The following is a 20,405-nucleotide window of genomic DNA, read 5'->3' as shown; positions in this document are numbered from 1 at the left end:
CGCCGGCCGGTGGTCAGCGACCGCCTTCCAGGGCGCCGGAGCGACCGCCGCCGTAGGAACCGGCGAGACCGGCCGCGGCCAGGCCGTTGCCGCCCGCGACCCGGCCGCTCTCGGCGCGGTTCATCTCGGCCTCGAGGCCCTGGCCGCGACCGTCGAGGTCGCGCAGCTGGCTCTCCAGGTAGGCCTTCAGGCGGGTCCGGTACTCACGCTCGAACTGCTTGAGCTCCTCGATGTGCTTCTGCAGCGCCGTGCGCTTGGCGTCGAGGCCACCCATGGCCTCCTGGTGGCGCTGCCGGGCGTCCCGCTCGAGGGCGTCGGCCTTGGCGCGCGCCTCCCGGGTGACCTCCTCGGCCTTGGAACGGGCCTCGGAGAGCAGCTGGTCGGCCTCGCGGCGGGCGTCGGAGACGTGGTCGTCGGCGGTCCGCTGGGCCATCATCAGCACCCGCAGCGCCTGCTGCTCGCCGTCGCCGGTCACCGCAGCGCCCCCCGTGGCGCGGACCTGCTCCAGCTCCGCCTGCATCGCGCGGGCGGCCTGCTCGGCCGCGGCCTTGTCCCGCTGCACCCGGTCGAGCTGCGCCTTGACCTCGTTGAGCTCGGCGGCGAGACGGGCGTCGCCACCGGGACCGGCGGGGGCCGGGCCCCGGCCACCGCGCTCCACCTGGGCGCGCAGTTCGTTGTTCTCCTCGATCAGACGGGCAAGCTCGCGCTCGACCTCGTCCAGGAAGGCGTCGACCTCCTCCTCGTCATACCCCCGCTTGCCGATCGGCGGCTTTTTGAAGGCGACGTTGTGGACGTCGGCCGGGGTCAGCGGCATCGAAACTCCTCGGGTCAGTTGCGGCCGCGAAAGCGCGTCGGTCATCAGGCGGTCCTGAAGATCAACGGCCTCAACACGAACTCCATCAGCACGAACAGGATAACCAGGAGCACAAGGGAGGCCAGGTCGATGCTCACGGTACCAATTCGCAGCGGAGGGATCACACGCCTCAACGCGCTGAGAGGGGGATCAGTGACGCTCCACACGGATTCCAGACCCGCCGATGCCGCGCGCCCCGGCTGCCACCGCCGGCCGTACTGCAGAACGGCGCTCAACACGAATCGGGACAGAAGAACCAGAAGGAAGACAAACAGGATCAGGTAGAGAACCTGGAGCACGATCGACAACACGACAGGCGACGTCCCTTGCGCTCGGGCGGGGTCAACTGAGACTGAAAAAGCCGCCCTCAGCGATCTTGGCCTTGTCCTCCGCGGTGACCTGGACGTTGGCCGGTGAGAGCAGGAACACCCGATTGGTCACGCGCTCGATCGTACCGCGCAGCCCGAACGCCAGACCGGCGGCGAAGTCGACCAGGCGCCGGGCGTCCGCCTCGTCCATCTCGGTGAGGTTGATGATCACCGGGACGCCGTCGCGGAAGTGCTCGCCGATGGTGCGGGCCTCGCGGTAGGTGGTGGGGTGCAGCGTCGTGATCTGGTACCGCTGCTCCTCGTCCGCCACGACCGCGCGCTCACGGGCCTGCGACTGCGGCGCCAGGGCCAGGTTGTCGCGGGTGTGGTAGGTCAGCGCCCCGGACGTCTCGGCGGCGGCGGACCGCGTGATGGACCGGACGCTGGACCGCTCGGCCCGCTCCGGCCGCTCCGCCTCGAGCCGATCGCCGTCGGCGGAACGCGCGGCGGCCCGCTCGCTCAGGCGGCCCCGGTCGCCGAGCCGGGGTCGGGGCGCCGGCGGCTCGTCCGCGTCGTCCTCGTCCTCGTCGCCGAAGTCCTCCGGGTACCGGCTCGACCGGTACCGCGAATCGCGGTAGCCACCCTTGTCGTAGCCACCGTCGTCGTAGGCCCGCTCGTCGTCCTCCTCGACCAGACCGAGCCAGACCCCCGCCTTGCGCAGCGCACCCATCCCGCGCCCTTCCCGTCCGCCGTGCGGCACGCGCCCCCGTGCCGTGTCGCCTGTCGCGAGTGGATCATCTCTGCCCACCGGACCGGACCGGCAATCCCCCGGCGCACGATTCGCGTCGCGCGCCACGACCCCGATCCGGGATGCCGCTCCCACCAAAACAACACCGATGTAATTTGCTTCTGGCGGTCAGGCTACCGCAGCGTGGAACGCATTCCGAGCAACGCGCTGCCCACCCGGACATGTGTCGCGCCGTACCGGATCGCCATTTCCAGGTCGCCGCTCATTCCCGCCGAGAGAACCGTCGACTCCGGATGGCGCGCCCGGAAAACGGCCGCCACCTCCGCGAGCCGGGCGAACGCCCGCTCCGGTTCCCAGCCCAGCGGCGCGACCGCCATCAGGCCACCGAGCCGGAGCCCGTCCGCGCCGGCCACCGCCTCCGCGACCTGATCCAGCCCCGCGTCCGGGTCGGCGGAGCCCGGCAGCGCGCCCCCGCGGGCCGCGTCGCCGTCGATGCTCACCTGCACCAGCACGTCCAGCGGCCGGTCCCGGCCGGCCGCCGACGCCGCGTCCAGCGCCCGGGCCAGCCGGACACTGTCGACGGACTGCACGACGTCGGCGTACCGGACCACCGACTTCGCCTTGTTGCGCTGCAACTGGCCGATGAAGTGCCACCGGGGCGTCACCCCGGCCGCCGCCACCTCGGCCGCCTTCCCGGACGCCTCCTGGTCCCGGTTCTCCCCCACGTCGGTGACCCCGAGCCCGACCAGCGCGACCACGTCGCCGGCCGGGTACGTCTTCGTCACCGCGATCATGGTGACCTCGCCGTGGTCCCGGCCGGCGGCCGTGCAGGCGTCGGCGATCCGGGAGCGGACACGGGCGAGGCCGGCCGCGAGTTCGGCGCGACGGTCGGGACGCACCGGAGCGGCGGAGCTGTTCATCGGCAGGGCTCAGGAACCGTTCTTGAGGAAGTCGGGCACGTCGACGTCGTCGAAGAGCACCCGACGGGGGGACTGCTGCGGGGCCGGCATGGTGGCCGGCGGCGGCACCGGCGTCGTGGGCGGCGCCGGCTGGTTCTGGTTGGTCTTGCGGGCCGGCTCGGCCGCCTTGTACGCGGGAGCGCCCCCGTCGAAGCCCGCCGCGATCACGGTGACCCGCACCTCGTCACCGAGGGCGTCGTCGATGACCGCGCCGAAGATGATGTTCGCGTCCGGGTGCGCCGCGTCGGTGACCAGCTGGGCCGCGTCGTTGATCTCGAACAGGCCCAGATCGGAACCGCCGGCGATGGAGAGCAGCACGCCGCGCGCGCCGTCCATGCTCTGCTCCAGCAGCGGGCTGGAGATCGCCGCCTCGGCCGCCTCCACCGCGCGGTTCTCCCCGCGGGCGCTGCCGATGCCCATGAGGGCGCTGCCCGCGCCGCTCATGACGCTCTTGACGTCGGCGAAGTCCAGGTTGATCAGACCGGGGGTCGTGATCAGGTCGGTGATGCCCTGGACACCGGAGAGGAGCACCTGGTCGGCGGTGCGGAACGCGTCCATCATGGAGATGTTCCGGTCGCCGAGCGCGAGCAGCCGGTCGTTCGGGATCACGATCAGCGTGTCGCACTGGTTGCGCAGCTCGTCGATGCCCGACTCGGCCTGCACCTGGCGGCGCTTGCCCTCGAACGAGAACGGCCGGGTCACCACGCCGATGGTGAGCGCGCCGAGCTTGCGGGCGATGTTCGCCACCACCGGCGCTCCACCGGTGCCGGTGCCGCCGCCCTCGCCGCAGGTCACGAAGACCATGTCGGCGCCCTTGAGCACCTCCTCGATCTCGTCGCGGTGGTCCTCGGCGGCGTTCTTGCCGACGTCCGGGTTGGCACCGGCGCCCAGCCCTCGGGTCAGCTCACGGCCGACGTCCAGCTTGACGTCGGCGTCGCTCATCAGCAGCGCCTGCGCATCGGTGTTGATCGCGATGAACTCGACGCCCTTGAGCCCAACCTCGATCATTCGGTTGACGGCGTTCACGCCGCCGCCCCCGATGCCGACGACCTTGATGACCGCCAGGTAGTTGTGCGGAGGTGTCATCTGAAGGTCCTTTCCCCCTCGAGATTGGCATGGGCCGGCCCCACACGGCTTGGCCAGGTCAGCGGTCGACGGACGCTGTGCACCAGCGGGGTTCGGGCCTAAACCCTCACCCTCTACTAGAGGCTTACAGTTATGTCAACCACTGATCCTCTTCGGGGCAACGTAAGCGCCCCCGCCCGTCGAACCAAGCAACCACGCGGCGTGTCGCCGCCTTCGGACGCGTCACACTCACCGGAAGGTCACCACGTCGGGGGCGCTCACGTCGATCGTCGCCGCCTCGCGGTCCAGCAGCGCGGTGGCGACCCGCGCCTTGTCCTCGCCCCGGGTCGCGTCGCCCCACACCACCCGCCGCTCGCCCCGCAGGTTGAGCGTGATCCGGGCGAGCCCCTCGACGGTCACGTCCACCAGCTCCGCCCGCAGCTGCGGAGTCAGCGCGGCGAGCACGTCCAGGGCGGCGCGGGTGTCCGCGTCCCCCGGGCCGGGCGCGGCCAGCCGGACCAGCGGCAGGCCCCCGGGCCGCTCGGCGAGGGTCCGGAAGACCACGCCGGCCCCGTCGACGACGACGAACTGCTCCCCCCGCGGCACCACGGCCACGCCGGTCCGCTCGGTCACCCGGACCACCAGCGCGTCCGGCCAGTCGCGGATCACGTGAGCCCGCTCGACCGCCGGCAGCGCACCGATCCGCCGGGCGGTGCCCGCCAGGTCGACCCGGGCCAGCGGCGTACCGTCGGCGACGCCGGCGGCGTCGCGCACCTGCACCGGGGTGACCAGCGTCGCGCCCTCCACCCGCACCTCGCGGACGCCGAACAGCCCGGTCCCGAGCACGGTCCAGGCGACCAGCCCGGCGAGCGCGAGCACGCCGGCCGCGACCGCCCACGGCAGCGCCGCCCGCATCCGGCGCTGCCGGGCGCGGGCCATGAACCGGCGGGTCGAGGCGGGGACGGCGTCGCTACCGGCCCGCACGAGCTGCCAGCGGCGGGCCGGGCCCCGCCGGCCGCCGCCGTCCGCGCCGGTGGTGCGCCCGCGCGCGGGCCCGGGACTCATCCGGCCGCGGAGGCGTCCGGGACCGCGCCGCCGGTGACACCCGGGACGGTGCCGCCGATCGTCGTCGCGCCACCGGCCTCGCCGCCGGGCACGGTGCCGGCGGGCTCGCCCTCCCCGCGCACCGACAGCGCGGCGAGCAGCTGGTCGCCCATGAGCGAGATGGGCGGAGCGCCCATGGTCACCACGACGTCGCCCGGCCGGGCCCGCCGGGCCACCTCGGCCGGCACCGCGTCCCACGAGTCGACGAAGACCTTCCGGTCCGCCGGCAGCGGCACCGCCTCGACCAGCGCCACCGAGCCCTCCCCCGGCCCGCGCTGCTCGCCCGGGCCGAAGACCTCCAGCAGCACCACCTCGTCGGCGATGGCGAGGGCCCCGGCGATCTCCGTCTGGAGGTCCCGGGTGCGGTAGAGCCGGTAGGGCTGGAACACCACGATCAGCCGGCCGTCGCCGGCCACCTCCCGCAACGTCTGCAACGCCAGCGTCATCGACGTCGGGTGGTAGGCGTACTCGTCGTACACCAGCACGTCGTCGGCCACGCCCTTGCGCTCGAAGCGCCGCCGCACGCCGGGGAAGGCCGCCAGCGCCGCCTCCGCGGCCTCCAGGGGCAGGCCCAGGAGGTACGCGGTGAGCACCGCCGAGGCGCTGTTGAGGCCCATGTGCCGCCCCGGCACCGGCATCCGGAACTCACCCAGCGAGCGCCCGTCGATGCCGGCGAGGTAGCGGATCCCCTTGGCCGAGGACGTCATCTCGGTCAGCCGCAGGTCGGCGTCGTCCGAGGTGCCGTACGTGTACACCCGCCGGCCCTCGCCGCGCAGCGTCTCGGCCAGCCGCCGGCCGCCCGCGTCGTCGGCGCAGGTGACGATGAACCCGTCCGGGTCGGTGAGGCGGGCGAACTCGGCGAACGTCGCCTCCAGGTTGGCCAGGTCGCCGTACGTGTTGAGGTGGTCCGCCTCGATGTTGGTGATGATCGACACGAACGGCCGGTAGATGAGGAAGGAGCGGTCGCTCTCGTCCGCCTCCACCACGAAGTACTCGCCCGTGCCGTGGTGCGCGCCCGAGCCGACCTCGGAGATCTCCCCGCCGATCACGAAGGACGGGTCGGCACCGGCCTGCTGGAGCACCATCGTCACCATCGACGTGGTGGTGGTCTTGCCGTGGGTGCCGGCGACCGCGACCGTCCGGCGGCCGGTCATGGCGGCCGCGAGCGCCTCGGAGCGGTGCAGCACCCGCAGGCCGCGGCGGCGCGCCTCCACCATCTCCAGGTGGTCCTGCGGGATCGCCGACGAGTAGACGACGGTGTCCACCCCGTCGAGGTTGGACACCTCGTGGCTCATGTGGATCGTGCCGCCGAGCGCGCGCAGGCCGGCCAGCGACGGCCACTCGCGCAACTCGCTGCCGGAGACCGGGATGCCCCGGGTGAGGAAGAGCCGGGCCAGGCCGCTCATGCCGACCCCGCCGACCCCGATCAGGTGGATCGTGCCCAGATCCTCGGCGGTGAGTGTGCCGGCCGGGGTGAACTGCGCGGTCATCGGACCAGCCTTTCGTTCGCGACTGCGGGGCTCCGCTGCGCTGCACTCCTCGCGCTCACCGGGCCACCGCCTCGTAGACGAAGTTGAGCAGCGCCTCGTCGCCGTCGCGGCGCCCGTACGCGCCCGCGGCGGCGCCCATCGCGGCGAGCCGCTGCGGGTCACGGATCAGCGGGATCAGGGTCTGCTCGACCCAGGCCGGGGTCATCTCGGCGTCGTCGACGAGCACGCCACCCCCGGCCTCCACCACCGGCAGCGCGTTGCGCCGCTGCTCCTGGTTGCTGTGCGGGTACGGCACGTACACCGTGGGCAGGCCGATCGCGGCCACCTCGGCGCAGGTCATCGCCCCGCCCCGGCCGAGCATCAGGTCGGCGGCGGCGTAGCCGAGCTCCATCTGCGACAGGTACGGCAGGGTCACGTACGGCACCGGCAGGTCGGTCGGCACCGGCACCGGCTCGTTGCGGGCGCCGATCACGTGCAGCACCTGCACGCCGTTGCGGGCCAGTTCCTTGGCCGCGCCCGACACCGCGAGGTTGATGGAGCGGGCGCCCTGCGAGCCGCCCGCCACGAACAGCACCGGCAGGTCGGGGCGGAGGCCGAAGTGGGCGCGCGCGGCGTTGCGCATCGCGTACCGGTCGAGGCCGGCGATCCCGCGGCGCAGCGGCACCCCGACCACGCGGGCGTCGCGCAGCACCTCCGCCTGAGCGGGCTGGTGCGGGAAGCCGACGGCGACGTGCTTGGTGAACTTCATGCCCAGCCGGTTGGCCACCCCCGGCGGCACGTTGACCTCGTGGATGACGATGGGCAGCTCGCGCCGCCACGCGGCCAGGTAGGCCGGCACCGAGACGTACCCGCCGAAGCCCACCACGACGTCGGCCCGCACCTCGTCGATCACCTTGCCCGCGGCGCGGGCCGCGGTCCACATCCGGCCCGGGGTCTTCACCAGGTTCATGTTGACCGAGCGGGGCAGCTGGTACGCGGGGATCTGGCGCAGGTCGTAACCGGCCGGCGGGATCAGCTCGTTCTCCAGGCCCTTCGGCGTGCCCACGCAGGTGATCCGGACGCCGGGGTCGTGCCGGCGCAGGCAGTCGGCGAAGGCGAGCAACGGATAGATGTGCCCCCCGGTGCCGCCTCCCGCGAGCACCACCGAACGCAGCGGACCCATCACCGTCTCCTCTCGTCCGCCGACCCGCGCCTCGTCCGGTCCCCCCGGACCCGCGGTGCGGCCTGGTCGTCTCCGCGCCGCTCCCTGGGCACCCGGGCCCGGGCGGCCGGCGGGGCACCCGCCCGACGCCGGCCGGGAAGCGGCGGCAACGGGGCCCACACTAGTCGGACCCATCGGGCCGGCGGACGGGCATGGAGGGCTCTCGCCGCATCAGGTTCGGCGCGGGCGAACGACGCGAGCATCCCGATCGCGGCGAGCGTGACGACCAGGGCGCTTCCACCGTCGGAGATGAACGGCAGTGGCACGCCGGTGAGCGGCAGCAGCCCGACCACCCCGCCGATGTTGATGAAGGCCTGGCCGACCAGCCAGGCGGTGGCCCCGGCGGCGGCCAGCCGCCGGAACGGGTCGGTCACCCGGCGGGCGATCCGCAGCCCGGTGTACGCGAGGACGGCGAACAGCACGACGACCACGCCGCACCCCACCACGCCCAGTTCCTCGGCGATGACGGCGAAGATGAAGTCGTTCTCCGCGGCGGGCAGCCACTCCCACTTGAGGGTGCTCTTGCCGAGGCCGGTGCCGAACCAGCCGCCGTTCTCGATCGCGTACCGGGCCTGCACCATCTGGTAGCACTCTTCGAGCTTGCACTGCTCCGGCGGCGGCGGGTCGATGAAGGTGGTCAGCCGGGCCAGCCGGTAGTTCTCCGCGCCCCGCTCGCCGGACCCGGCGCCGAGCGAGGCGACCGCCACCAGCAGGCCGATGCCGAGCAGGCCGACCGCGGTGAGGGTGGCGAAGACCCGCAGCCGCACCCCGGCCGCCCACAGCAGCCCGACCACCAGGGCGAGCAGGCAGAGCATCGTGCCCAGGTCGTTGTAGCCGACCAGCACGAACAGCAGCCCGACCACCGGGAAGAGCGGGGTGGCCAGCTCCCGCCACCAGCCGAGCTTCGCGCCCTTGCGGGCGATCACGTCCGCGCCCCACAGCACCAGGGCGAACTTCGCCAGCTCCGACGGTTGCAGCTGGATCGGGCCGAGATGCAGCCAGTTCAGGTCCGCGTCGAAGGGGCCGAGCTGGTCGGCGTCGGCCAGCGACTCCAGCGCCATCAGCGCGTTCAGCAGGAGCAGCAGCACCACCGACACGCCGAGCGCCGGCCAGGCGACCGAGCGGAAGGTGCTCGCCGGTAGCCGCTGGCAGGCCCAGAAGGCGACGATCCCGATCACCGCGAAGATCGCCTGCTTGGCCAGCGTGGCGGTGGCGTCGCCGCCCTCGGCGTAGTCGCGCACGCTGGTCGCCGAGAAGACCATGGTGAGGCCGATCAGCAGCAACAGGCCGGCGCTGGACAGCAGCAGGTAGTACGACGCGAGCGGCCGCTCCAGCAGGCCGCGCAGGGCGGCCAGCCCGCCGGCGGCGTCCAGGCCGCGCAGTCCGGGCGGGGCAGCCGGCCCCTCCGGCGGCCGCGCCGCGGCGCCCTCCGGCGTACGGGTACCGCCCGGCCGCCCGGTCGTGGTCTCCGTCGTCACCTCAGTGCCTCGTACCTCCCCCACCCCGACATCATCGCCGCTGCCCGGCGCCGCCACCCCGGCAACCGCTCCCTCGGCGTGTCGGGGTGCAAGGAAGGGCCCCTTCTTAACGCCTCAGGTAGAGGAAGGGCCCCCTGTTAACGCTCCGGTGAGCGGTCAGCCGACGTGGGCGAGGAAGTCGCTGTAGAAGAGGCCGAGCGCGATCGCCACCCCGATCCCGGCGATGATCCAGAAGCGCACCACGATGTTGACCTCGCTCCACCCGGCCAGCTCGAAGTGGTGCTGCAACGGGGACATCCGGAAGACCCGCTTACCGGTGGTCCGGAACGAGATGATCTGGATCACCACGGACATCGTGATGATGACGAAGAGCCCGCCGATGATCGGCAGCAGCATGATCGTCCGCGTCGACATCGCCATGCCGGCGATCAGGCCACCGAGGCCGAGCGCCCCGGTGTCCCCCATGAAGATCCGCGCCGGCGACGTGTTCCACCAGAGAAACCCGACGCAGGCGCCGGCCGCCGCCCCGGCGATCAACGCGATCTCGAGGGGGTCGCGGACCGTGTAGCAGTAGTCCTGGGTGTAGCTCGGGTCCGCGCACCAGTGCCGGTACTGCCAGAAGGCGATCAGCGCGTACGCGGCGAGCACCATCACCGAGGCGCCGGTCGCCAGCCCGTCCAGACCGTCGGTGAGGTTCACGCCGTTCGTCGCCGCCATCACCACGAAGATGAAGACGATCACCGCACCGACCTTGGTGAGCTCCAGGGCGGGGATGTCCCGGATGAAGCTCAGCGTGGTGCTGCCGACGGTCTCGGTGTTGGTCGCCTGGCCCTCCGCGTCGGTCATGCTGCTCGGGAAGTACAGGGCGATCACGCCGAAGAGCGCGCCGACCAGGATCTGGCCGAGCAGCTTGCCGCGCTTGTTGAGGCCGCCGCTGTGCCGCTTGCGCACCTTGAGGAAGTCGTCGATGAAGCCGACCGCGCCGGAGAAGACCATCAGCCCGAGCAGCACCAGCGCGGTGATGGTCGGCTCGACCTGGGCGATCTGGGCGTCCGGAAGCGTGGTCAGGGCCAGGTGGCCCGCGACGTACGCGATGACGGTGGCCAGGATGAAGACCACCCCGCCCATCGTCGGCGTGCCCTTCTTGCCCTGGTGCATCGCCGGGCCCTCGGCCCGGATCGGCTGGCCCGCCTTCAGCCGGGTGAACACCCGGATCGCGATCGGTGTGCAGAACAGCGAGACGAGGAACGCCACCCCGACGGCGACGATGACCGCCCTCATGCCGGGTCACCTTCGGTCGCGACGGCGGGGCTCGCAAGCTCGCTGCTCGCGCTTCCGCCCGACCCGGCCGCCGGCACGGCGTCGGCGCGCAGCGCGTCCGCAACCTCCCAGGTGCGGTACCGGGAACCCTTCACCAGGACGACGTCGCCCGGCCGTAGCTCGTTCCGCAGCACCTCGACGGCGCCCGCCTGATCGGTGAGCAGCACCGATTCTCCTCCCCAGTCACCTACCGAATTCGCGCCCTGGTGGATCGGCGCGGCCGCGTCGCCCACCACGAGCAGGCGGTCGACGCCCAGCTCGGCCGCGAGCCGGCCGACCTCGACGTGCCCGTCGTGCTCGAACGGTCCCAGTTCGGCCATGTAGCCGAGCACCGCCACCGTGCGCCGCCCCTGCCCGACGCCGGCCAGCGCGCGCAGCGCGGCCGCCATCGAGGCCGGGTTGGCGTTGTACGAGTCGTCGATGACGGTGACCCCGTCGGTGCGCTCGAACACGTCCATCCGGCGGGTCGACACCAGACCCAGCTGGCCGAGCGCGATCGCCAGCTCGGTCAGCGGCATGCCCAGTTCCCGCGCCACCGCCGCGGCGGCGAGCGAGTTGGAGACCTGGTGCCGACCGGTCAGCCCGAGCCGGACCGGCGCGTCACCCTCGGGCGTCACCAGCGTGTACGACGGCCGGCCGCGCTCGTCCAGCGTCACGTCGACCGCGCGGATGTCCGCGTCCGGCGCCTCCCCGTACCGGACCACCCGGGCCGCCGTCCGCGTGGCCATCGCCGAGACCAGGTCGTCGTCGGCGTTGAGCACCGCGAGCCCGTCCACGGGCAGCGCCTCGACCAGCTCGCCCTTGGCCAGGGCGATGGTCTCCCGGGAGCCGAACTCGCCGATGTGCGCGACCCCGACGTTGAGCACCACGGAGATGCGCGGCGGCACCACGTCGCACAGGTACCGGACGTGCCCCACGCCGCGGGCGCCCTTCTCCATGACGAGGTATCGGGTTTCCGGCCCGGCCTGCAACGCCGTGTACGGGTGCCCCAGCTCGTTGTTGAACGAGCCGGGTGGCGCGACCGTCGGCCCGAGCCGTGCGGTGAGCTGCGCGATCAGATCCTTGGTGGTGGTCTTGCCGGACGAGCCGGTGAGCCCGATGACGGTCAGGCCGGGCAGCCGGTCCACCACCGCGCGGGCCAGCCGTCCCATCGCCGCGAGGGCGTCGTCGACCAGCACCATCGGCACGCCGGGCACCTCGCGGGTGCCGAGCACGGCCACCGCGCCCGCCTCGACGGACCCGGCGGCGTAGTCGTGCCCGTCCACCTTCTCGCCGGGGAAGGCGACGAAGAGCCCGCCGGGGCCGACCTTGCGGGAGTCGAACTCGACGGTGCCGGTGACCGTGACCTCCGGGTCGGCGGCGATCAGCCGCCCGCCGACGGCCGCCGCCACCTCGGCCAGGCGCAGCGGGATCACCGCCGCCCCTCCGGCTCGCCGAAGCGGGCGTGCAGCGCGGCCGCCAGCTCGGTGCGGTCGTCGAAGGGGTGCACCTCCCCGGCGACCTCCTGCCCCTGCTCGTGGCCCTTGCCGAGCAGCGCCACCACGTCGCCCGGCTCGGCCAGCCGGACCGCCTCGGCGATGGCCGCCCGCCGGCCGGGAACCTCCAGGATCCGGGCGTCCGTGGCCGCCCGGTACGCCCCGGCGAGCACCTCGGCCCGGATCTCGGCGGGGTCCTCGGTGCGCGGGTTGTCGTCGGTCACCAGCACCACGTCCGCTCCCTCCGCCGCTGCGGCGCCCATCAGGGGCCGCTTGCCCCGGTCCCGGTCGCCGCCCGCGCCGATCAGGCAGATGAGCCGGCCGCCGCTGAACTCCCGCAGGGCGGCCAGCGCGGCGACGATCGCGTCGGTCTTGTGCGCGTAGTCGACGACGCCGCGCACCGGGCCGGGCGCCCGGACCAGCTCCAGCCGGCCGGGGACGCCCCCGCAGGCGGCGACGCCCTCGGCGGCGGTCTTCGGGTCCACCCCGGCGGCGACCAGCGCGGCGACGGCGAGCAGCGCGTTGGCGACGTTGTGCCGGCCGGGCAGGGACACCCCGGCGGGCAGGGTGAGGCCGTCCGGGCCGTGCAGGGTGAACCGCTGCGCGTACCCCTCGCCGCCGATCTCGTCCGCCCACCAGGTGGCGGACCGGTTGCCGGCCGCCGAGTACGTGACGGTGGCCGGCTTGTGCAGCGGACGCAGCGCCGGGTCGTCGTGGTTGAGCACCTCCACCGCGCAGCGGCCGTCGAAGAGCTTCGCCTTCGCCGCGAAGTAGTCGGCCGCGTCGGCGTGGAAGTCGAGGTGGTCGGAGCCGAAGTTGGTGTACCCGCCGACGGTGAACCGGACCCCGCCGACCCGCCCCATGGCGAGGGCGTGGCTGGACACCTCCATGACGAGGGCGGTCACGCCGCGCTCCCGGGCCGCGGCGAGCATGGCGTGCAGGTCCGTCGCCTCGGGCGTGGTGCGGACGCTGTCGATCACCAGGTCGCCGAGGCGGGTCTCGACGGTCCCGATCAGGCCGGTGGTGTGCCCGGCGGCCCGCAGGCCGGACTCGACCAGGTACGCCGTGGAGGTCTTGCCGGCGGTGCCGGTCACCCCGATCACGGTCAGCCCCTCGGTGGGGTCGCCGTAGACGGCGCTGGCCAGGTCGCCGAGCACCGCGCGCGGGTCGGGCACCACCAGCGCCGGCAGGCCGGCCTCCTCCGCCGCCGGCGCTCCGGCCGGGTCGGTGAGCACGGCCACCGCGCCGGCCGCCGCGGCGGCGGGGACGAACTCCGCGCCGTGCCGGCGGGCTCCGGGCAGCGCCGCGTACAGGTCGCCGGGCCGGACCTCCTGGCTGGCGTGCGTCACGCCGGTGATCACCGGTTCCGGGGCGGCCGCCCGGGGATCGACGGCACCCGCGCCGGGCTCGGCGGCGAGGCGGGCGGCGAGGTCGCCGAGCCGGACTCCGGTCACGGTGCGGGGGCGAGGATTGCCGGACACGGCGTCAGACCCTACCCGGTCGTCCGGTTCCGGCCGCACAGCCGCCCCGGTGGTTCGTCCGCACTCACCGATGATGTCCCGTTCCCGCCGGTCAGCGCGGAAAGACCTCGAACTTCGGCGCGGCGGCGGACGACGGCGGGACCCGGTCGTGACGCAGGGCGAACTGCATCATGTCCCGGAACGCCGGGGCGGCGATGTCGCCGCCTCCGCCGCCGGGCGTGTGCGCGAAGACCGCGATCACGTACCGGGGCTTCTCGGCCGGTGCCATCCCGATGAACGAGGCCACCTCGCCGGGCTGCTTACGGCCTTCGACCAGCCGCCAGCCGGTGCCGGTCTTGCCGGCCACCCGGTAGCCGGGGACCGCGGCCGCGAGGCCGGTGGCGTGGTCGACGGTGGTCACCGCCTCCAGGATCGTGCGCAGCTCGGCGGCGGTGTCCGGGCTGAGCACCGACCGGGTCGGCGGGGCCTCGGGCTTCGTCCGCTTGCCGTCCGGCCCGATGATCTCCTTGACCAGGCGCGGCGCGACGTACGTGCCGTTGTTGGCGATCGTGGCGTACGCGGCGGCCATCTGCAGCGGCGTGGCGTCGACGCTGTGCCCGATCGGCACCGACCCGCGCGACGAGTCGCTCCACTCCTCCGCCGGCAGGAGCCGCCCGGTCGCCTCGCCGGGCATGCCGACGCCGGTCGCCTCGCCGAGCCCGAACCGCTTCTGGTAGTCGATGAGGCGGTCCCGGCCGAGCTTGTCGGCGATGGCGATGGTGCCGACGTTCGACGAGTACGCCATCATGCCGGCCAGGCTCATCCGCTTCCCACCCGCGGGGTGGGTGTCCTCGAACCAGGTGTCGCCCTTGCGGACGGCGTTCGCGATCGGCAGCGTCGTGTCCGGGGTGATGACGCCCTCCTGCAGGGCCGCGCCGAAGGTGATCGCCTTGTGCACCGAGCCCGGGTCCACCACGAAGCCGGTGGCCACGTCCTCCCGGTCGGCCGGCTCGCTGTTGAGGGGGTTCGCCGCGTTGTAGGTGGGGTACGCCGCCTGCGCCAGCACCTCGCCGGTGCCGACCTCCAGCACGATCGCCGCGCCGGTCGAACCCTTGACCTTCTCCATCCGCTTGGCGAGCAGCCCCTGCACCACGAACTGGAGGTCCCGGTCGAGGGTGAGCTTCAGCGAGCTGCCCGGCTTCGCCTTCGTCGTCTCGCTGAAGCCGCCCGGGATCGGGGCGGCCAGGTCGCCGAGCCCCACCTCGTACCGGCGCTGGCCGTCCTTGCCGGCGAGCAGGTCGTCGTAGCGCGCCTCCAGCCCTTCCAGACCGTTCATGTCGGCGCTGGTGAAGCCGATGAGGTTCGCCGCGAGGTCACCGCCCGGCACCTCGCGGCGCTCGTCGCGGTGGGCGTTGATGCCCGGCAGCTCCAGCGCCATGATCTGCCGTGCCCGGCCGACGTCCACGCCGCGGGCCAGGTACTCGAACCGCGAGGGGATCCCGCCCGGGAGCATGCGCTGCTTCATCTTCTCGGCCAGGTCCGACGCGGGAATGCCGAGCAGCGGGGAGAGGGCGCGCGCGGTCGCCTGCGGGTCCTTCACCAGGGTCGGGTCGGCGTAGACGTACCGCGCCTCGATGCTGTGCGCCAGCGCCGCGCCGTCGCGGTCGTAGATCGCCCCGCGCGGCGCCGGCAGCACCACCGTCCGCAGCCGGTCGGGGAGCCCCGCGTCGGCGTACGCCGGGCTCTCCACGGCCTGGAGGACGACGAGCCGGATGCCGATGACGGCGAACAGGGTCAGGGCCAGCGCGGTGCCGAGCCGCAGCCGGCGGCCGGGGTCGGCCAGCCGGGGCGGCTTCGGTGGCTTGCGCGACGGGCGCCGGGCCGCCGGCCGGGCCGGCGTGCTGCGCGCGGGGCGGCGGCGCGGCGGCGGGTCCTCCCGGGGCGCCCGCTCGGGCACCGTGCGGACCACGGGGGTACGACGGGTCGGCTCCCGCCGGCCGGTCCGCCCACCGTCGAGCACCTGGAGGGCGGGGCGGAACGGGTCGCCGGAGCGCCCGCCGCGCGGCGTGCGCCGCTGCTCGGCCCGGGCGGCGCGGGCGTCGCCCAGCCGATCCTCGCCGATGGTGCGTCCCCGGGGCGTGTACGCGCGGGCGCCGGAGATCCCGCCGACCCCCGGCTCGCCGGTACGCGGATCGGCGGTTCCGTCGCCACGGGACGGGCCGCGCCGGGAGCCCGTGGCGTCCCGGCGCGGTTCCTCCGATCTCGGGGGCACGGCCTACCCCCCGGCGCCCTGCTGGCTGGTGACCGACGGCTGCCCGCTGGCCGGCTGCGGCACGCCGATGGTCTTGCCGTCCGGCAGCCGGATGTACGCCGGCTCGCCGGCCTCGACGAGGCCGAGCCTGCGCGCGGCGGCGGTCAGGTTGCCCGGCGCCTCGTGCTCGGCGATCTGCCGGTTCAGCTGCTGCTGCTCCAGGTCCAGCTTGGCCTGCTGCTGCTGGAGCTTCTCCAGCCGGAACGCGTTCTCGTTGATCTTCGTGTTGACCAGCAGGATGCCGAGCACCCCGCCGACCACCAGCGTCACGATCAGCGCCGCGAACGGCGCGCGCGGCACCGACACCGGCGCCGGCGGCGCCACCCGCAGCCGGGGCGGGCGCGGCGCGGTCGCGCCGTCCCGCTCGGCCGGGCGCAGCGCCGCGGTGCCCTGGGTCGGGAACTCGCGCGCCCCCCGGGCGCGAGCCTCCCCCAGCCGGCCCGTCCGGTCCGCCTGCGGCGTGCCCGTGCCGACGCGCGTGGCCCGCTCCGCCGCGATCCGGCCCCCCGACCGCGGTGTGCGCTGCCCGCCGCCGGTCACGTCCCGGCGGTCGCGCTTGTCAATCGTCATGTCCCTCCCCCTCTTCGTCCGTCCCTGTCCCGTCCCCCGGAGCCGGCCGTCGCGCGGCCGACCCCGTGCCCGGTTGGTGCATCGCCCGGACCCGCCGGCGGTACCGTTCGCGGTCGGTACGCCGGTGCTGCTCCGCGGTCGGGTCGAGCCGCTCCGCGGCCCGCAACCGCACCGAGGCGGCGCGCGGGTTCGCCGCGACCTCCACCTCGCTCGGCAGTTCCGCGCCCCGGCTGAGCAGCCGGAACGTCGGACCGGTCCCGGGCAGCTCGACCGGCAGGTCGACCGGGCCCTTGCTGCGGACCCGGTCGGCGAGCGCCAGCTTGGTGAGCCGGTCCTCCAGCGAGTGGTAGGACAGGACAACCATGCGGCCGCCCACCGTGAGCCGGTCGAGCGCTGCCGGCAGCGCCGCTTCCAGCGCCACCAGCTCTCGGTTTACCTCTATCCGTAAAGCCTGAAACGTTCTCTTTGCCGGGTGCCCCCCGGTTCGCCGGGCTGGCGCCGGAATGCTGTCCCGGACCAGCTCGGCCAGGCGCGCCGACGAGGTGATCCGGGCGCGCTCCCGCTCCCGGACGATCGCCGACGCGATCCGCGTCGCGAACTTCTCCTCGCCGTAGACCCGCAGCACCCGGGCCAGTTCCGGGTGCGCGTAGGTGTTGACCACCTCCTCGGCGGTCACACCCCGGGTCTGGTCCATCCGCATGTCCAGCGGCGCGTCCTGCGCGTACGCGAACCCGCGGTCGGGCGCGTCGAGCTGCAACGAGGAGACGCCCAGGTCGAACAGGACCCCGTCGACCGCCGGGTACCCGAGCCGGCCCAGCACCTCGGGCAGCTCGTCGTACACGGCGTGCTCCAGGTGGATCCGGTCGGCGAACCGGGCCAGCCGTGCCCGCGCGTGGGCGAGGGCCTCGGTGTCCCGGTCGAGCCCGACCAGCACCGTGCGCGGGTGCGCCTCCAGCACCGCCTCGGCGTGCCCGCCCAACCCCAGCGTGGCGTCGACGTGGACCGTGCGCTCCCCCCGGTCCAGCGCGGGAGCGAGCAGCTCGAGACACCGCTCGAGCAGCACCGGCACGTGCGTGCCGCGTAGCTCCCCCATGTCGACCCCCACTGCTTGAAACCGTCAGTCGTCTCGCGCCCGTCGCCGGACGACGCCGTGCCGTCGTACCGCCAGATCCCCATCCGCTCCCGCCCGCCTTCCGGCCACGGCCCCCCGATCGGATCGTGCGCCTGGCACCGGGGAAGGGATGCCAGGAACTCGAAAGCGGCTGGAGATCTCGCAGTACGTCGGGCGTCGCCACGCCCTACAGGCCGCCGGGCAGCACCCCCTCCTCGATGTCGGCGAAGCCGTCCTCGCTCTCCGAGAGGTACGTCTCCCAGGCCGCCCGGTCCCAGATCTCCACCCGCGTGTGCGCGCCGATCACGACCAGGTCACGGTCGAGTGCGGCGTACTCCCGGAGGTGGGCCGGGATGGTCACCCGCCCCTGCTTGTCGGGGACCTCGTCGTGCGCGCTCGCGAAGAAGACCCGGCTGTAGGCCCGGGCCGCCTTGTGCGTCATCGGCTGCGCGCGTAACTGATCCGCGATCCGCTGGAACTCCGGCGTCGGGAAGACGTAGAGGCAGCGCTCCTGCCCTTTGGTGATCACGACACCCCCCGCCAGCTCGTCCCGGAACTTCGCCGGAAGGATCAACCGGCCCTTGTCGTCCAGGCGCGGGGTGTGGGTGCCGAGGAACATCGGCCCAACCCCCTCGCCCATCTAGCGGCGTTCGCGGCGCCGCTGACCCCCCGGGCCGGTGGGCCCTCCCGGCCTCACCATCGCGCCCCACTCTACTCCACTTCCCTCCACCCGCAACCGGAATCGCCCGCGCGGCGCGCGTGTCGCCCGGCCAAAACCGCACGTCAACGAGGGTGGAGCGGAGTGGAGGGCGGAGCGACCCGCCGGGCGCCGTCCGCTTTCCGACATAGATCGATTCCATCCGGCCGATCCGCGCCCGACGAGGCGCCGGAGTGTCACCGGCCGAACGGTTCGCCCTCGGCGGCGATCTGGGGGGCCCGCCGGTGGAGTAACCTCGCTCGCGTGACGGACGCGAAGATGCCCCTGCGGGCGAAGGTGGCCAGCTCCGTGTCGCGGACAGCCGCGGCGCTGTCGCGGGCCGCGGGCCGCGGCGACGGCTCGGTCATCGGCGGCTGGATCGGCCTCAAGATCGATCCGGACCTGCTCGCCCACCTCGCCGCCGGCCGCGCCATCGCGCTGATCTCCGGCACCAACGGCAAGACCACCACCACGCGCCTCACCACGGCCGCCGTCGGCGTGCTCGGCAAGGTCGCCACCAACTCCTTCGGCGCGAACATGCCCACCGGGCACACCTCTGCGCTGGCCAAGGCCGGCAGCACGCCGTACGCGGTGCTCGAGGTCGACGAGCACTACCTCGCCCAGGTGCTGGAGTCCACCGAGCCGCACGTGGTGGCACTGCTCAACCTCTCCCGCGACCAGCTCGACCGCGCCAAGGAGGTCGCCATGATGGCGCAGCTCTGGCGCGCGGCCCTGGTCAAGCACTCCGACGTCCGCGTCATCGCCAACGCCGACGACCCGATGGTCGTGTGGGCGGCCACCCCGCCGCCCAACCACGACCACCGGATCAGCCCGCCGCAGGTCACCTGGTTCAGCGCCGGCCAACGCTGGCACGACGACTCGTGGGTCTGCCCGGAATGCGGCTCCACCATCGCCCGCGAGGGCGACCAGTGGTGGTGCACCGGCTGCCCGCTGCGCCGTCCCGAGCCGCACTGGACGGTGGAGGACGACGGCGTCGTCGACCCCACCGGCGCCTGGCACAAGGTCAAGCTCCAGCTCCCCGGCAAGGTCAACCTCGGCAACGCCGCCACCGCCCTCGCGGTCGCCGCCGAGTTCGGCGTACGCCCCGTCGACGCGGTGCTCAAGCTCAGCACGGTCACCTCGGTCGCCGGCCGGTACGCGCAGGTCGAGCGGGACGGCCGGCTGATCCGGCTGCTGCTGGCGAAGAACCCGGCCAGCTGGCTGGAGGCGTTCGACATGGCCGACGAGGCACCCACGCTGCTCTCCATCAACGCCCGCGACCCCGACGGGCTGGACACCTCCTGGCTCTTCGACGTCGACTTCAGCCCGCTGCGCGGCCGGCAGGTGCTCATCACCGGCGACCGGGCGTACGACCTGGCGGTCCGGCTCGACGTCAACGGCGTGCCGTTCCAGCACGTACGCACCTTCGCCGAGGCGGTCCGGACGGCCCCGCCGGGCCGGCTGGAGGTCATCGCGAACTACACCGCCTTCCAGGACATCCGAGCGGAGTTGGACCGTGTCCTCTGACAGCCTGCGAATCGTCTGGGTCTACCCCGACCTGCTCTCCACCTACGGGGACCGCGGCAACGCGCTGATCCTGGCCAGCCGTGCCCAGCGGCGCGGCTACCCGGTGGAGGTGCTGGAGGTCCGCTCCGACGAGCGCCTGCCCGCGACCGCCGACATCTACCTGATCGGCGGCGGCGAGGACGGCCCGCAGGCGCTCGGCGCGCAGCGGCTGATCGCCGACGGCGGCCTGCACCGGGCCGTCGCGCAGGGGTCGGTGGTGTTCGGCGTCTGCGCCGGCTACCAGCTGCTCGGCTCCTCCTTCTTCGCCAAGGGCACCAAGTGCGCGGGGCTGGAGCTGCTCGACCTGTCCTCCGACCGGGGGCCCACCCGGGCCGTGGGCGAGCTGGCCGGCGACATCGACCCCCGGCTGGGGCTGCCGCCGCTCACCGGCTTCGAGAACCACGGCGGCCGTACCCACCTCGGCCCGGAGGCGGCACCCCTCGCCCGGGTCACCGCCGGCGTCGGCAACGACGGCGCCACCGAGGGCGCCTGGCGCGGCAAGCTGCTCGGCACGTACTCGCACGGGCCGGCCCTGGCCCGCAACCCCGCCCTGGCCGACCTGCTGCTGCGCTGGGCCATCGGCGTCAACCAGCTGCCCCCGCTGGACGACACCTGGTCCGACCGCCTCCGCGCCGAGCGCCGCGCCGCGGTGGCCGCCGCCGCCCGACCGTGACCGGCGAAGGCCGCCG

18 protein-coding genes are annotated in these 20,405 nt (G+C 73.8%); 2 read left to right on the top strand and 16 right to left on the bottom strand.

The features are described from left to right. Positions 1 to 13: 13 nt before the first annotated feature. The 16 genes from ACN26Y_RS16460 to mraZ form a co-directional block, all read right to left on the bottom strand. Positions 14 to 814 (bottom strand): DivIVA domain-containing protein, encoded by an 801-nt coding sequence (locus tag ACN26Y_RS16460; protein WP_155331118.1) that lies wholly within the window; start codon positions 812 to 814, stop codon positions 14 to 16. A gap of 44 nt (positions 815 to 858) precedes the next feature. After that, the gene (locus ACN26Y_RS16455; RefSeq protein ID WP_155331117.1) at positions 859 to 1,164 is read right to left on the bottom strand and encodes a YggT family protein; all 306 of its coding nucleotides are present in this window, start codon (positions 1,162 to 1,164) and stop codon (positions 859 to 861) included. 31 nt (positions 1,165 to 1,195) lie between these two features. Next, the gene (locus ACN26Y_RS16450; RefSeq protein ID WP_155331116.1) at positions 1,196 to 1,891 is read right to left on the bottom strand and encodes a cell division protein SepF; all 696 of its coding nucleotides are present in this window, start codon (positions 1,889 to 1,891) and stop codon (positions 1,196 to 1,198) included. A 191-nt stretch (positions 1,892 to 2,082) separates the two neighbouring features. Further along, positions 2,083 to 2,829, bottom strand: a complete 747-nt coding sequence (locus ACN26Y_RS16445; RefSeq protein ID WP_155331115.1) for a YggS family pyridoxal phosphate-dependent enzyme — start codon at positions 2,827 to 2,829, stop codon at positions 2,083 to 2,085. Positions 2,830 to 2,838: 9 nt separating this feature from the next. Beyond that, positions 2,839 to 3,954 carry a cell division protein FtsZ gene (gene ftsZ, locus ACN26Y_RS16440; RefSeq protein ID WP_155331114.1) on the bottom strand — a complete coding sequence of 372 codons (1,116 nt, stop codon included), beginning with the start codon at positions 3,952 to 3,954 and terminating at the stop codon, positions 2,839 to 2,841. A 228-nt stretch (positions 3,955 to 4,182) separates the two neighbouring features. After that, positions 4,183 to 4,998: a cell division protein FtsQ/DivIB gene (locus tag ACN26Y_RS16435; RefSeq protein ID WP_422732972.1), complete on the bottom strand. Its 816-nt coding sequence runs from the start codon at positions 4,996 to 4,998 to the stop codon at positions 4,183 to 4,185. After that, a complete protein-coding gene (gene murC / locus ACN26Y_RS16430) occupies positions 4,995 to 6,527 on the bottom strand; it encodes a UDP-N-acetylmuramate--L-alanine ligase (RefSeq protein WP_422732971.1) in 1,533 nt (510 codons plus the stop codon). The genes ACN26Y_RS16435 and murC overlap by 4 nt, the downstream gene beginning before the upstream one ends. 55 nt (positions 6,528 to 6,582) lie before the next feature. After that, positions 6,583 to 7,689 (bottom strand): undecaprenyldiphospho-muramoylpentapeptide beta-N-acetylglucosaminyltransferase, encoded by a 1,107-nt coding sequence (gene murG, locus ACN26Y_RS16425; protein ID WP_155331111.1) that lies wholly within the window; start codon positions 7,687 to 7,689, stop codon positions 6,583 to 6,585. After that, positions 7,689 to 9,083, bottom strand: coding sequence for an FtsW/RodA/SpoVE family cell cycle protein (locus ACN26Y_RS16420; RefSeq protein WP_196255914.1), 1,395 nt, complete (start codon positions 9,081 to 9,083; stop codon positions 7,689 to 7,691). Before ACN26Y_RS16420 ends, murG begins: the two co-directional genes overlap by 1 nt. Before the next feature lie 279 nt (positions 9,084 to 9,362). Continuing rightward, complete coding sequence (mraY, locus tag ACN26Y_RS16415) at positions 9,363 to 10,487, bottom strand: phospho-N-acetylmuramoyl-pentapeptide-transferase (protein WP_155331109.1); 1,125 nt, start codon at positions 10,485 to 10,487, stop codon at positions 9,363 to 9,365. Beyond that, positions 10,484 to 11,941, bottom strand: a complete 1,458-nt coding sequence (locus ACN26Y_RS16410; RefSeq protein ID WP_422732970.1) for a UDP-N-acetylmuramoyl-tripeptide--D-alanyl-D-alanine ligase — start codon at positions 11,939 to 11,941, stop codon at positions 10,484 to 10,486. Before ACN26Y_RS16410 ends, mraY begins: the two co-directional genes overlap by 4 nt. Then, complete coding sequence (locus tag ACN26Y_RS16405) at positions 11,938 to 13,455, bottom strand: UDP-N-acetylmuramoyl-L-alanyl-D-glutamate--2,6-diaminopimelate ligase (RefSeq protein WP_155334116.1); 1,518 nt, start codon at positions 13,453 to 13,455, stop codon at positions 11,938 to 11,940. Before ACN26Y_RS16405 ends, ACN26Y_RS16410 begins: the two co-directional genes overlap by 4 nt. 118 nt (positions 13,456 to 13,573) lie before the next feature. After that, positions 13,574 to 15,733 carry a peptidoglycan D,D-transpeptidase FtsI family protein gene (locus ACN26Y_RS16400; RefSeq protein ID WP_422732969.1) on the bottom strand — a complete coding sequence of 720 codons (2,160 nt, stop codon included), beginning with the start codon at positions 15,731 to 15,733 and terminating at the stop codon, positions 13,574 to 13,576. Positions 15,734 to 15,736: 3 nt separating this feature from the next. After that, positions 15,737 to 16,342 (bottom strand): hypothetical protein, encoded by a 606-nt coding sequence (locus ACN26Y_RS16395; protein ID WP_155331106.1) that lies wholly within the window; start codon positions 16,340 to 16,342, stop codon positions 15,737 to 15,739. Next, the gene (gene rsmH, locus ACN26Y_RS16390) at positions 16,332 to 17,435 is read right to left on the bottom strand and encodes a 16S rRNA (cytosine(1402)-N(4))-methyltransferase RsmH (protein WP_155331105.1); all 1,104 of its coding nucleotides are present in this window, start codon (positions 17,433 to 17,435) and stop codon (positions 16,332 to 16,334) included. The genes ACN26Y_RS16395 and rsmH overlap by 11 nt, the downstream gene beginning before the upstream one ends. A 205-nt stretch (positions 17,436 to 17,640) precedes the next feature. Beyond that, positions 17,641 to 18,072: a division/cell wall cluster transcriptional repressor MraZ gene (gene mraZ / locus ACN26Y_RS16385; RefSeq protein ID WP_155331104.1), complete on the bottom strand. Its 432-nt coding sequence runs from the start codon at positions 18,070 to 18,072 to the stop codon at positions 17,641 to 17,643. 357 nt (positions 18,073 to 18,429) lie between these two features. Between mraZ and ACN26Y_RS16380 the strand changes: the two genes are divergently transcribed. Together ACN26Y_RS16380 and ACN26Y_RS16375 are read left to right on the top strand one after the other, a co-directional pair. Then, positions 18,430 to 19,677, top strand: a complete 1,248-nt coding sequence (locus ACN26Y_RS16380) for a MurT ligase domain-containing protein (protein WP_155334115.1) — start codon at positions 18,430 to 18,432, stop codon at positions 19,675 to 19,677. Beyond that, complete coding sequence (locus ACN26Y_RS16375; protein ID WP_155331103.1) at positions 19,667 to 20,389, top strand: type 1 glutamine amidotransferase; 723 nt, start codon at positions 19,667 to 19,669, stop codon at positions 20,387 to 20,389. The genes ACN26Y_RS16380 and ACN26Y_RS16375 overlap by 11 nt, the downstream gene beginning before the upstream one ends. Positions 20,390 to 20,405 lie beyond the last annotated feature (16 nt).

The sequence above is a fragment of the Micromonospora sp. WMMD558 genome, from assembly GCF_049315255.1.
Classification (GTDB): Bacteria; Actinomycetota; Actinomycetes; order Mycobacteriales; family Micromonosporaceae; genus Micromonospora.
The sequence above is the reverse complement of the archived record's forward strand: the minus strand, read 5'-3'. Positions and strand labels throughout refer to the sequence as shown.

Excerpts from the sequence above, each read along its gene's own strand:
- ACN26Y_RS16460 (WP_155331118.1), bottom strand. The coding sequence starts at position 814 with ATGCCGCTGACCCCGGCCGACGTCCACAACGTCGCCTTCAAAAAGCCG.
- ACN26Y_RS16450 (WP_155331116.1), bottom strand. The coding sequence starts at position 1,891 with ATGGGTGCGCTGCGCAAGGCGGGGGTCTGGCTCGGTCTGGTCGAGGAG.
- ACN26Y_RS16445 (WP_155331115.1), bottom strand. The coding sequence starts at position 2,829 with ATGAACAGCTCCGCCGCTCCGGTGCGTCCCGACCGTCGCGCCGAACTC.
- ftsZ (WP_155331114.1), bottom strand. The coding sequence starts at position 3,954 with ATGACACCTCCGCACAACTACCTGGCGGTCATCAAGGTCGTCGGCATC.
- ACN26Y_RS16435 (WP_422732972.1), bottom strand. The coding sequence starts at position 4,998 with ATGAGTCCCGGGCCCGCGCGCGGGCGCACCACCGGCGCGGACGGCGGC.
- murC (WP_422732971.1), bottom strand. The coding sequence starts at position 6,527 with ATGACCGCGCAGTTCACCCCGGCCGGCACACTCACCGCCGAGGATCTG.
- murG (WP_155331111.1), bottom strand. The coding sequence starts at position 7,689 with ATGGGTCCGCTGCGTTCGGTGGTGCTCGCGGGAGGCGGCACCGGGGGG.
- mraY (WP_155331109.1), bottom strand. The coding sequence starts at position 10,487 with ATGAGGGCGGTCATCGTCGCCGTCGGGGTGGCGTTCCTCGTCTCGCTG.
- ACN26Y_RS16395 (WP_155331106.1), bottom strand. The coding sequence starts at position 16,342 with ATGACGATTGACAAGCGCGACCGCCGGGACGTGACCGGCGGCGGGCAG.
- rsmH (WP_155331105.1), bottom strand. The coding sequence starts at position 17,435 with ATGGGGGAGCTACGCGGCACGCACGTGCCGGTGCTGCTCGAGCGGTGT.
- mraZ (WP_155331104.1), bottom strand. The coding sequence starts at position 18,072 with ATGTTCCTCGGCACCCACACCCCGCGCCTGGACGACAAGGGCCGGTTG.
- ACN26Y_RS16380 (WP_155334115.1), top strand. The coding sequence starts at position 18,430 with ATGCCCCTGCGGGCGAAGGTGGCCAGCTCCGTGTCGCGGACAGCCGCG.